The sequence below is a fragment of the Mesorhizobium sp. WSM4887 genome (assembly GCF_029625865.1).
Lineage (GTDB): Bacteria > Pseudomonadota > Alphaproteobacteria > Rhizobiales > Rhizobiaceae > Mesorhizobium.
This window is the reverse complement of sequence record NZ_JARTVP010000017.1, coordinates 24,222-35,688: the sequence shown is the minus strand read 5'-3', so window position 1 is coordinate 35,688 and position 11,467 is coordinate 24,222. Positions and strand designations below refer to the sequence as shown.

General features: G+C 62.7%; 9 protein-coding genes and 1 pseudogene. 7 read left to right on the top strand and 3 right to left on the bottom strand.

From position 1 onward, the window contains the following. Window positions 1–16 precede the first annotated feature (16 nt). Window positions 17–310, bottom strand: a pseudogene (groES, locus tag P9230_RS30395) (co-chaperone GroES); the annotation flags it as partial. A gap of 62 nt (window positions 311–372) precedes the next feature. Further along, window positions 373–720: a hypothetical protein gene (locus P9230_RS30390; protein WP_063169239.1), complete on the bottom strand. Its 348-nt coding sequence runs from the start codon at window positions 718–720 to the stop codon at window positions 373–375. Window positions 721–1,730: 1,010 nt separating this feature from the next. On the opposite strand from P9230_RS30390, the gene P9230_RS30385 reads away from it, so the two are divergent. The 7 genes from P9230_RS30385 (at window position 1,731) to P9230_RS30355 (ending at window position 9,698) form a co-directional block, all read left to right on the top strand. Further along, the gene (locus P9230_RS30385) at window positions 1,731–2,054 is read left to right on the top strand and encodes a DUF736 domain-containing protein (protein ID WP_024505644.1); all 324 of its coding nucleotides are present in this window, start codon (window positions 1,731–1,733) and stop codon (window positions 2,052–2,054) included. Between the two features lie 181 nt (window positions 2,055–2,235). Beyond that, the gene (locus tag P9230_RS30380; protein WP_024505645.1) at window positions 2,236–2,505 is read left to right on the top strand and encodes a helix-turn-helix domain-containing protein; all 270 of its coding nucleotides are present in this window, start codon (window positions 2,236–2,238) and stop codon (window positions 2,503–2,505) included. Beyond that, window positions 2,502–3,050 carry a S26 family signal peptidase gene (locus tag P9230_RS30375; RefSeq protein ID WP_024505646.1) on the top strand — a complete coding sequence of 183 codons (549 nt, stop codon included), beginning with the start codon at window positions 2,502–2,504 and terminating at the stop codon, window positions 3,048–3,050. The genes P9230_RS30380 and P9230_RS30375 overlap by 4 nt, the downstream gene beginning before the upstream one ends. Then, window positions 3,038–3,721 (top strand): lytic transglycosylase domain-containing protein, encoded by a 684-nt coding sequence (locus P9230_RS30370; RefSeq protein WP_024505647.1) that lies wholly within the window; start codon window positions 3,038–3,040, stop codon window positions 3,719–3,721. Before P9230_RS30375 ends, P9230_RS30370 begins: the two co-directional genes overlap by 13 nt. A 178-nt stretch (window positions 3,722–3,899) precedes the next feature. Then, window positions 3,900–5,870: a relaxase/mobilization nuclease RlxS gene (gene rlxS, locus P9230_RS30365; protein ID WP_063169238.1), complete on the top strand. Its 1,971-nt coding sequence runs from the start codon at window positions 3,900–3,902 to the stop codon at window positions 5,868–5,870. Window positions 5,871–6,225: 355 nt separating this feature from the next. Then, window positions 6,226–7,212: an ATP-binding protein gene (locus P9230_RS30360; protein WP_024505649.1), complete on the top strand. Its 987-nt coding sequence runs from the start codon at window positions 6,226–6,228 to the stop codon at window positions 7,210–7,212. 17 nt (window positions 7,213–7,229) lie between these two features. Then, window positions 7,230–9,698: a S8 family peptidase gene (locus tag P9230_RS30355; protein ID WP_063169237.1), complete on the top strand. Its 2,469-nt coding sequence runs from the start codon at window positions 7,230–7,232 to the stop codon at window positions 9,696–9,698. A 206-nt stretch (window positions 9,699–9,904) separates the two neighbouring features. Here the strand turns inward: P9230_RS30355 and P9230_RS30350 are convergent, their stop codons facing one another. Then, entirely contained in the window at window positions 9,905–11,464 is a 1,560-nt protein-coding gene (locus P9230_RS30350) for an E2 ligase fold family C protein (protein WP_024505651.1), read from the bottom strand. Window positions 11,465–11,467 lie beyond the last annotated feature (3 nt).

Below are 11,467 nucleotides of genomic sequence, written 5' to 3'. Positions count from 1 at the left end.
AAAGGGCCTGATATGAGCCGATGATGCCCATGATGTCGGATTCCTTCATGATCAGAAGGTCTTCGCCATTGAGCTTGACTTCCGTGCCCGACCACTTGCTGAACAGGATGCGGTCGCCGGCCTTGACGTCCAGCGGGACCAGCTTGCCAGCTTCGTCACGAGCGCCGAAGCCGACAGCGATGATCTCGCCTTCCTGCGGCTTTTCCTTTGCCGTGTCGGGGATGATGATCCCGCCAGCGGTCTTGGATTCGGATTCGACCCGGCGAACGACCACGCGGTCATGCAGCGGGCGGAACTTCGACTTTGCCATTTTCGGATTTTTCCCTGGTGCGCTGTTGAGGGGTTTTTGTTAGCACTCGCGATGGACGAGTGCTAACGCGATAGTGAGGTAGGCTGTAAGCGGGCACTCGTCAAGACGGACGAGGGCAGGCGAGGAGCTCTGGCCCCCTCCCCGGTGGAACCCAACGCATACGCGGCATCCGCGTTGATGGCTGCGAGCCCCACATTTCCATTGAATTCGGCGTCATGACGCCAACTTGCTCGCGCCGCTTCCAAGTCGTCAGTCGTGCTGCCGTCAGCACGAACATAGGGCTGCGCTTCACTTCCCGTCGAAGCCGCGGCAAGCAGCGTCGCCGTCAGCACGCTCCTTTGCAGATGCTTGCCAAAGGTGGACAGTGAGCGCACCTGCGCCGGGCTGTTGGTGCGAACGTAAGACGTCATTGACAACTCCTTTTTGCAAGTCGAGCCCCTTCTCCACCTTCGGCCGCCGTCGACGCGAAGAAGTCCGCATCGCGTTGAAGACGAGCTGCGAAAAAGAGAAAGATGTGTTTGATGGCTGCGGCCCCAACGGTGCCTTCAGATTTGAGATCACTTCCGCCGCGAGCGGCTGAAGCTCCTCGCAACGTCAAATCGAATCTGCTGCCAAGCCTCCAGGAAAGGAGAGCATTGCTCATCTCGCGCTTGTGCATGCAGTCAACCTTCGATCCGTGTTGCCACATCAAGAGCAAATGCCGTGCCAAAGCTCACTGGGAAGTGAACGCATGGCTCTCCCTGAAAACCTCACAAATCCAGCATGGTCAATTGTGCGGAACCCGACATGCGTCTTCTGCCACTGTCAGCTTTCGGACAGGCATGACGCGTTTCGCGCCGACCACCGGTCGATCGGTTTTGGGGCCGGTCTGTTCGCCTCATAAGAGCGCGTTACATTGCGTAGCGGTTTCCCGAGCGCCGCCACATGACACTGGACCTGCAGGTAGCACCGGCTTCTCATCCAGCCTTACTTTGGCCCCCTCGCGTATCAAATTCCCGCTGGCGAGCCCTGCTTTCATAGATCGCACCATGCCGGATGTCTGCTCTGGCGCCCGACCCGCTGGCACGATCTCGATCCGGCATAAGGGCGCAGCATCTTTGCAGGCCGTTTCATCCCGGCGTCCTGCTTGGCTGACAGACCGCACTTGGCGAGCGGTCTCCATGCTCTCTCCAAGGACCATCCCTGCGGCTGGCTTGTCGACCTATGGGCGGGTCCGGCCGCCCGAAACCCTCGCGCCATCAGCTTTTTTCCCCGCCGCCTGCGGCGGCTTCCTCGCGCCGCTTCGCTCACAAAAAAGCTGCCCGCTCGGGTCCTTCACTGTCGCTGCGGCCCTGTCGGATTCAGGCGGTCCTGACGCGCCCATTACGGTGCGCCATCGCAGGGGATGGTCCCCGGCGAAACCACAAAAGGAGACTTCGAAATGACCGCGATCGGTTACGTCAACAAGCAGGAAAACGGCGCCTACAAGGGCCAGTTCAAGACGCTCAGCGTCCGCGCCGACATCGATATCGTCCCCAACCAGGCCAAGAGCGCCGATAACCATCCCGACTTCCGGGTGCTTACGCAAGGGGTCGAAGTCGGCGCTGGCTGGATCCGCACCGGCGAGACTTCCGGCAAGGATTATGTGAGCCTGTCGATTGCAGCGCCGGAGTTCGGACCGCGCAAGCTCTACGCCAATCTCGGCCGAGCCGCCGGCCAGGACGATCACGACACCTACGCCATCATCTGGAACCCGGCCGACTGACCGGCCGAGATAAGAGCCTCGCGCCGCAGCCCCGGCGCGGGGCTCATTCCCAGGAGTTCCACCCAAACCCCGTCCGCCCTAAAGGGCGGCGAAAACTCTCCCCCGACTCTTCGCCCGTCCCCGAGACGATCTCCCTCGCCCATCCTCGCCCTCGCTTGTCCGAAGCGAAACGAGGATCATCATGGACGACGAAAACGAACGCGCGGCCCGCGCGAAAAAGGGCAGCCCGTTTCTCAGCACAGCCCAAGCCGCCTTCTATATCGGGCTCTCCCAGCGCACGCTCGAAAAGATGCGGCTCAAGGGCGGCGGCCCGAAATTCCGCAAGCACGGCCGCTATGTCCGCTATCACATCGACGAACTCGACCATTGGTCGAAAGGACACCCGCAGCACTCCATCGCCGGCGATGGCAAGGCCGGTTCCGGCCAGGGCGGCACGGGAGGCCGTTCATGAGGCGGCGCCCTTCCATCCATCTGATCGGCAGCCGCCTGAGGCGTGTTCGAGCCCGTAAGACGGTCGCCTTGGCCGCGGCCGGTCTCGGTCTTTTGGGCTTCACGGCGCTGGGAAAGCCCGCCCCTTGGCTGGTCTGGAACGCCTCGGCCAGCGCGCCGATCGGCCTTTACCGCATCGCTGCGGGAGCGCTGGCGCGTGGCGATCTCGTGCTCGTGCGCCCGCCTGAATACGCGGCGTATCTCGCCGCCGAGCGCAGCTATCTGCCTCGCAATGTGCCGCTGGCAAAACGTCTTGCAGCGCTGCCGGACGATAATGTCTGCGCCTTCAATGACGCCATCATCATCGGCGGCGACATCGTCGCGCGCCGGCTCAAAATCGACGCCGAAGGCCGACCTTTGCCATGGTGGAACGGCTGCCGAGCGCTCGGGGATAACGAGGTTTTCCTGCTCGGCAGCGACAAAAACCGCTCCTTCGACAGCCGCTATTTCGGGCCTGTTCCCACTCAAAATGTCATCGGGAGGCTCGTACCACTATGGACCGAGTGACCCTCCTCTTGTTGGGCATGATCGCCATTGCGCCATGCGCCTGTTCCGCCTCGACCGGCGCTGAGCCGGTCGCCATCTCCCAAAGTCCGCAGCTGCGAAAGTGGCAGACGTTGGTATCGGAAGCAAGCCGGCGCTTCCATATTCCCCAAGCCTGGATCTATGCCGTCATGGCTGCCGAAAGCGGCGGCAAGACAATGCGCGGCGGCCGCCCCATCACCTCCCCCGCTGGCGCCATGGGCCTCATGCAGGTGATGCCCGGCACCTATGAAGAGATGCGGGTCGAACACGGCCTTGGGCCTAACCCCCACGATCCGCGCGACAATATCCTGGCCGGCACGGCCTATCTCAGTGCCATGTATGACCGCTTCGGATTTCCTGGCCTGTTTGGCGCCTACAATGCCGGTCCCGAGCGCTACGACGAGCATTTGAAGCGTGGCAAACCGCTGCCAGAAGAGACCGTCGAGTACCTCGACCAACTCAAGGCGGCCGGAGTTTCGGCGGCCGACATCGAGGCGTTCGAAAGCCAATCTGTCGCTCCAAAGGCGCAAATCGCTCCTCTCGGACGGTCGCTGTTCTTCATTCATGACGGTGTTCACTCAGGCGTGCGAAACGGCGATCTCTTCGTGCCGCTCGGCAAGGACGGCGCGCAGCCGAAGGAGCCGGTGCGTTAGCCATGGCGGACGGGGGCGCGTCTGGCGGGGCTGGGCGCGGAAGGCAAGATAAAGGTACCGCCTCCAGGAGGCGGTTAAATCTTTGTCTGCACATCGTTTTTCCGGGAGGCTGCCGCCGGTGCCAAGAGGGTTTGACGTGTAAGTGTCTGATTTTGCTTGATATGTCTGGGAGGCTCGCATTAAGGATGACGAGTTCAGGCCGAAGCTCGGCAAAATCGGGTCGCGCGGCTCGAAGGCCGGCAAACGCTATGCCGGCCAGGTTCGTGCGGCGATCAACCGGGCTGGCGGCCGGCCGCAACGCGGTGGTCGCTTCACAGGAAGCCGGACAGGGCGCGGCGGGGCGGCCGCCGCACTGCTGAAATCGCGCGACCGGTATGCCGCCTTCCGCCAGCGCCGGGTGATCGTCAAGGCGCGGGTCGTCAAGCTCGCCGGCAAGGGCGCGGACGGGGCGCGTGCCCATCTACGCTATCTTCAGCGCGACGGGGTCACCCGCGAAGGTGAACCTGGCGAGCTCTACGGCGCCGACAGCGGCCGCGTCGACGGCAAGGCGTTCATCGATCGCGCGGACGGCGACCGCCATCAGTTCCGCTTCATCGTCGCTGCCGAAGACGGCATCGAGTACGACGACCTCAAGGCGCTGACGCGGCGGCTCATGGCGCAGATGCAGGAAGACCTCGGCACGAAGCTCGACTGGGTCGCGGTCGATCATTTCAACACCGGCCACCCGCACAGCCACATCATCGTCCGTGGCAGGGACGACCGTGGCGAGAACCTGGTCATCGCGCGCGAATATATCTCATCTGGCATCCGCGAGCGGGCGGCCGAGCTGGTCAGCCTCGATCTCGGTCCGCGAACCGACCGCGAGATTGAGCTTCGCCTGCGCCGGGAAATGGAGCAGGAACGCTTCACCAGCATCGACCGTCGGCTGCTCAGCATGCGTGATGATGACGGCCTGGTCTCGCCGGGCGGTCCCGACGCCATTCGCCAGACGCTGCACCAGGGACGGCTGCGCAAGCTCGAGCGGATGGGTCTGGCCGCGGAGGTCGGCGCTGGCTCCTGGCGCCTCGACGATGAGCTCGAAGCCACGCTGCGCCGCACCGGCGAACGCGGCGACATCATCAAGACCATGCACCGCGAACTGACCGGCAAGGGGCTTGCCCGCAGGGCCGCCGACTGGGTGATCCACGATCGATCCGGCGAGCCCGTCCAGTCTCTCGTCGGTCGCGTTGTCGCGCGTGGACTGGCCGACGAGATCAATGACCGCCATTACATGATCGTCGACGCCGTCGACGGTAAGAGCCATTGGATCAACATCGGTAGAGGCGAGGCGATGGAAACGATGCCTAATGGCTGCATCGTGCGTGTCGCGCCAAGGAACACCGAGCCGAGGCAGGTCGATCGTACCATCGCCGAAATCGCCGCCGCGCATGGCGGCCGTTACGACGTCGATATGCACCTGAAGCATGACCCATCCGCCACCGAGAGCTTTGCGCGAACGCATGTGCGGCGGCTGGAGGCGATCCGCCGCGCGACCGGCGGCGTTGAGCGAGAGCCGAACGGCACCTGGCTCATCGCGCCGGACCATCTCGATCGCGTCGCGAATTATGAGGGCCAGCGGGCCAGGGCCGAGCCTGTCGTTGCCGACAAGCTCTCCTCAATGGCGCTGGAGCGACAGGTCAGCTTCAACGGCGCCACCTGGCTCGACCGGGAGCTGGTTGCCGATAGACCCGAGCCTTTGCACGGATCCGGCTTCGGCCGCGACGTGAGAGAGGCGCAAGCTCGCCGGCGGCAGTGGCTGATCGCGCAAGGCCTCGCGCATAAAGAACAGGATGGGATCGTCTATCGAGCCAACATGCTTTCGATCCTGCGCCAGCGAGAACTGAACCGTGTTGCTGGCCAACTGTCGGAGGAACTTGGCCTGCCCTATGCCGAAGCGCGATTCGGAGGACGAGTAGAGGGTACGCTCCGCCGCTCCGTCGAGCTTGCCAGCGGAAAATATGCCGTCGTTGAAAAGTCGCGCGAGTTCACGCTGGTGCCATGGCGGCCGGTGCTTGAGCGCCATGTGGGCAAGGAGGTCTCCGGTGTCGTGAGTGGGGAGGGGATTTCATGGACCGTCGGCCGGCAAAGGAGCGGACCTGGTGTTTCGTGAGATGGTGTACAGCTTTTTAGCCAGCGGCGCGGGCAGCCATGCGAGCCCGCGTAGACCTTATGGCCGCACGCCCGCAATCGGTCGCATGGACCTGCCAGGCGGGGCGGCTTTGGAGCGTTCGGACCCGACACGCTGCGTGAGTGGCCAGACTTCGAGCGCTCGAAGATGCGGACTGTTGTCTGCTGGCCGGCGTTATTCCGGCTGGCCTATGACCGCGGCGCAACAGTTCACCGCTGAAGTTGCCACGGGCGAACATCGACAAGAGAAAAAACACCATTGCGCGTTACAAATCGCCGTTGAAAGCGTTTAGGTTGCATGCGCTTCGCCAAGTAAACGGATACCCCAGAAGAGAGCCATGACCACGGCCCGCCATATCGTGACGCTGCTTAAAAGCCACATTGCCGGCGACGAGGATCGTTTCCTCTCTATCGCGATGCAGCTTGCTGCGCATGAGGCACGTCAAGGCCATGGCAAGCTTGCTCAGGAGCTCAAGGATCTGGTCGACGCAGCCAAGAGCAGGGACGCCCGGATTGCCAAGAGCAGTCGGCCGGTTCCCCTTTTTCAGCCAAAGGGCGAACTCGCAGGCCTCCTGCATGTGCGCTATCCGGACCTGCGACTGACGGACATGATTTTGCCGGACAGTCTGCGCTCGCGCCTGCACCGCGTGCTGGGAGAGCAGCGCCAACAAGCAAGCTTGCGCGAGCACGGGCTTGTTCCCCGTCGCAAACTGCTTCTGGTCGGCCCGCCAGGATCAGGCAAGACGATGACCGCATCGGCATTGGCCGGGGAGCTTCATCTGCCCCTTTTCATGATCGTCCTCGATGGTTTGATCACCAAGTTCATGGGAGAGACTGCCGGAAAGCTGCGGCTTGTTTTTGATGCAATGCAGGCGACGCGGGGCGTCTACTTCTTTGACGAATTCGATGCCATCGGCGCGCGTCGAGGCGAACGCCAGGATGTTGGCGAGATTCGGCGCGTGCTGAATTCGTTTCTGCAGTTTCTCGAGCAAGACGACAGCCACAGCCTGATTATTGCGGCAACAAATCATCCCGAGCTGCTCGACAGAGCTTTGTTCCGCCGTTTCGACGATGTCATCGAATACGCCGTGCCCGATCGGCCGATTATCGAGGCGCTGCTTCGGGCTCGACTCGACCGCTTCGACACCAGAGGGCTTGCCTGGAACGAGGCGATCTCTCAGGCAGAGAGACTGTCGCAGGCCGAGATCACCCGCGCGGCCGACGACGCTGCAAAAACCATCATATTGCGGGGGGGGAAGCGGATCACCTCGGAAGCGCTCATCGACGCTCTGAAGGAACGCCGGCAGGCTTCGCTGTCTGAGTAGCGACAGCACAGATCATAATGGCAGACGATTTTCCGCGCGACCGCGCCCATATCCACCTTCGCAACAACGGCATTCGGGAAGCCTATCGGCGGCCCAACCAACTTATACATGCACCGCCGCTGCCGGCGCGTGATCGGGCGTCGCATGCTGCGGCCTTGACGCAATCCATCGAACAAGCGGTCGAAAGTGCACGCCAGCAGATTGCGGCGCGTGACCCCCAGCTGTCGGTCGGCACGCCTGGCTTTTACCTCGAGATCGATCTGCCCATGTCCGGACGGGCGGCCCTCGACCAGTTGGCCGATCGTCGCCAGCACATGGAGCTGGTCGCCGTCCATGAGCCAACTCAACCCGGTGCTCCCATCACAGCGTCGGTGTTCCTGCCGCAAAGCGCGCAAGCCTATTATTTGCGGAAAGTCGAGGCGTATCGAGACGTTGACACTGACCGCGGCAGACCGCGCAACGAGCCGCTCGTCTCCCGCATGGAGACAGTCAGGCTGGCGACTGCACGATCGTTGTTTACCGACCACGACGACCTCTTCCCCCAGGCCGCTGACGAGCAGGTGTGGTGGGAAGTCTGGCTGCGCGACGGTCGCCGCGAGAACTTCGAGCACATTGCCGAAGCCCTGAACATCACTTTGCGCACGCATGCGGTCAGGTTTCCGGAGCGGGTGGTCATGCTGGCACTCGCCAGCACGGCAATGCTCGACCGCATGATTGCGCACAGCGATGTCGTCGCCGAGCTGCGGCGCGCGAAGGATACGCCGTCCTTCTTCATGGGCCTTGGCGGCGCGGAGCAAAGGGACTGGAGCGACGAGCTTCTCGGGCGCGTCAGACCGCCTCAATCCGATATTGCGGTCTGCATTCTCGACAGCGGCGTACGTCGCACCCACCCGTTGATCGAACCCGCACTTGCCGTTGAAGACTGGCACACCGTCAAACCGGCATGGGGCAGCGACGACACACCTGCGTGGAGCGGCCACGGGACGCGAATGGCAGGTGTCGGCCTGTACGGTGATCTGGTCCCGCTCCTGGTCGGAGGCGATCCAGTTCCATTGCCCTTTCGGCTGGAGAGTGTCCGTATCCTTCCGCCAGAAGACGAGGCAAACGATCCAGAACTCTATGGCTCGATCACCGCGGAAGCGATCGCCCGCGCCGAGGTGCAGGCGCCGGAGCGCCGCCGCGCGATCGCAATGGCTGTGACAAGCGCCAGTCCGGCGCGTGGAAGGCCCACATCGTGGTCTGCCGCTATCGACCAACTCTGTTTCGAAGAGGAGCAGCGACGCTTGATCGTTCTCTCTGCCGGCAACATCGGCGATGACCTCATGCCGGCCGAGCATTTGACGCGCAACGATCTGGAAGCAGTCGATGATCCTTCTCAGGCCTGGAATGCGCTGACGGTCGGCGCTTTCACAGAAAAGGTCGATATCATTGACACCGACTTTGCGGGCTACGCTCCGATCGCGCCGGTCGGCGAGCTCTCGCCGCGCAGTCGCACTTCGGTCGTTTGGGACAGGCAGTGGCCGGTGAAGCCCGAGGTCGTCTTCGAAGGCGGCAATCTCGCCCATGACGGTGTGTTGCCTGGCGAGCCGATCGACGATCTGCAGATATTGACCACTTTCTATCGACCCGAACTGCGCCACTTCACCACCCTCGGAGATACGAGCGCGGCAACGGCCCATGCCGCACGGATGGCGGGACTAATTCTATCAGCGCGCCCCGAGCTGTGGCCTGAAACGGTTCGCGCCCTGATCGTCCACTCGGCCGAATGGACTCCGGCGATGCGCGCACGCATCGATGCGTGCAACGGAGCGAAGGGCGAGATCCAGGCGCTCGTGCGGCGCTATGGTTACGGCGTGCCAGATCTTGGGCGCGCGCTTCTGTCAACGGTGAACGACCTCACGCTTATCGTTGAAGATGAGCTTCAGCCTTTCCAGCGCGAGGGCGGCGCGGCTGCCAAAACGCGTGACATGAAGCTGCATCGCCTGCCTTGGCCGAAGGAGCAGCTCGCGGCGCTCGGCGCTGCCCAGGTCGAGCTCCGCGTCACGCTGTCCTATTTCATCGAACCCAACCCCGGTGAACGCGGATGGACCCGCCGGCATCGTTACGCGTCCCATGGTCTTCGGTTCAGAGTAAAGTCAGCGACCGAGACAGTCGACGAATTCCGAGCCCGCATCAATCAGGCCGCTCGGGACGAGGAGGAAGGGGCGCCTGCTGGAGGCGGAGAAGAGTGGCTGCTCGGCACCTTCCGCGATCGCGGCTCGTTGCACGCCGATTTCTGGTCGGGCAGCGCCGCCGATCTCGCCGAGCGTGATGCGATCGGCGTGTTCCCGGTCGGGGGCTGGTGGAAGGAGAAGCCTTACCTGGAACGCGTCGACGCTCTGGCTCGGTACGCCCTGATTGTGACGATGCGGGCGCCTGGGGTCGATGTTGACATCTTCACACCCGTCGAAGCAGCCCTGACTGTCGAGACGTCGGTCGAGACCTGATGCAGCACTGTCCAAATCGGCCAACAACGGAGGTTTGACCAGCCTCTGGTGCCATGGCGGCTGGTGCTGGATCATCACGTCGGCAACAGGGATCATGCGCGGAGGACGATAGGCCGGCAAAGGAGCGGGCCAAGCGTGTGATAATGGCGCCCATGGTCACGCCCACAAGCCGCGCCCCCTGCGTCTACGGAGAGGTGCGCGTCTGTTTAGGCGGCCGAGACATCGCTTACCTGATCAACGCGCTCGCCGTATTTGCGCCTGTAAGCGGCAATGAAATCGTCGTCGCTACAGATGCAGCGGCCGCTGGAGTCCTTGGCCTTCGGATCGTGCAAGTGAGAGCCAAGGGGGCGCAGAAGATTCACCCGAGTGCTCGTCGTCGGGCTCATGGGAAACCCCGCACTATGTTTGACCAAATCCGCGGCAAGCATAATCCCGGCAAGCACCGACTGAAAGGCCATCGGAACCACAGTTCGAACGCGGCGACTTCCTTCGCTAAGCTGGAACACCAGACCGCCGCAGATAGCCTGCTGATAAAAGGAGCGCAGGGGCTGGCCGACAAACGGGGCTAGCGGTTCAAACGGCACAGCCATCGCTGTAGCCACGCGAACTACAAAGTCGTTGGGAACTCCGGCATTGGTCTGCAGGAGCGTTTTCACCTGCTCGTGTGCTTCCGGTATTCCGAGTTCCTCGGCAATCAGCTGGTGCTCGTCCTTGGATTTTCCGGATGGCAGGTACATGCAACAAAGGCAAGCCTGGCCGTCATCGAAACCATGCCGGGAGATACCGAGATCGTGCTCCTGCGTCCAAGCGTTTGCGATCCATCGCGGCAGTGCACCTTGGACAGCCAGACGGTCGGCGGCGGTGTCAAGCGCCACACCCACTTGGTCGAAGACCCAATTGCCCCGGCGCGCAACATATTCTGCCCACGTCAGAGGGTGCGCCTCGACCTCAAGGGCAGTCGATCTAAGGGCGGTGGCTGCAAGAACCGCTTTGGACATACCAATCTCCGCCTGGCCAGCCAATGCGTAGCGCTGCAGGTTTGAGAGTTCGATCGCTTCGTGATCGATTACATGCAGACGACCTTTGAGATCGGGTTGTCTCGCTAGCGCCCAAAGCGAGCCATGGCCTATCGCACCGAGCCCAACGAGGTGGGTTTCGCCAAGGTCGACTGGGAAGTCGATCGGGCCAGGCTCTCCGGCTTTGGTCTTGTCGTAGCTGCATAGCGAGAGGTCGATGGTTTCGTCCAACTCGGCGCCGGTCAACTGGGCAGCGAAGATAGTTCGAAAGACGTTGGCGGCGCCGAAGCAACTGGCGGCGCCAGCTCCATAAGGCAGCAGACTTGGGCCAGAGCCCACCGGGTCCGTACGCGACAGCTTTGCCGCCCAACCGTCCGATCCCACGAAAAAGATCGGGCACCGGAGTGATGGGCGCGTTACCCCTGCAACGACGCAGACGGTGGCAGACTTGCCGGAACGCCGGATGCCGACTTTTGGATTGATCGACTTTGCCAAGCGCTCCAGCGCTTGGGCTTGAGAGCTCGCCGCGCTGTCCAGCGGGAGTATCGCCAGAACCGGGTAGAGCCTAGCGAGCAATCTCACCGCAAGATCTAGTGTCGCCTGGCCTTCGGCGCAGGAAGCGGCCTGATGGTCGAAGGCGACTGCCACGACCTGCTTTTCAAGAGCTGCTTTGAAGTCTCCCAGATGAAAATCGGCCAGGACCTGAGATGCCGCCGTGGCGGCGCGATCGATGAAGTTAGCGAATGCCATTGT

Bases quoted from the DNA above. Each gene is read 5' to 3' on its own strand.
- P9230_RS30390 (WP_063169239.1), bottom strand. From the start codon at position 720: ATGACGTCTTACGTTCGCACCAACAGCCCGGCGCAGGTGCGCTCACTG.
- P9230_RS30385 (WP_024505644.1), top strand. From the start codon at position 1,731: ATGACCGCGATCGGTTACGTCAACAAGCAGGAAAACGGCGCCTACAAG.
- P9230_RS30380 (WP_024505645.1), top strand. From the start codon at position 2,236: ATGGACGACGAAAACGAACGCGCGGCCCGCGCGAAAAAGGGCAGCCCG.
- P9230_RS30375 (WP_024505646.1), top strand. From the start codon at position 2,502: ATGAGGCGGCGCCCTTCCATCCATCTGATCGGCAGCCGCCTGAGGCGT.
- P9230_RS30370 (WP_024505647.1), top strand. From the start codon at position 3,038: ATGGACCGAGTGACCCTCCTCTTGTTGGGCATGATCGCCATTGCGCCA.
- P9230_RS30360 (WP_024505649.1), top strand. From the start codon at position 6,226: ATGACCACGGCCCGCCATATCGTGACGCTGCTTAAAAGCCACATTGCC.
- P9230_RS30355 (WP_063169237.1), top strand. From the start codon at position 7,230: ATGGCAGACGATTTTCCGCGCGACCGCGCCCATATCCACCTTCGCAAC.
- P9230_RS30350 (WP_024505651.1), bottom strand. From the start codon at position 11,464: ATGGCATTCGCTAACTTCATCGATCGCGCCGCCACGGCGGCATCTCAG.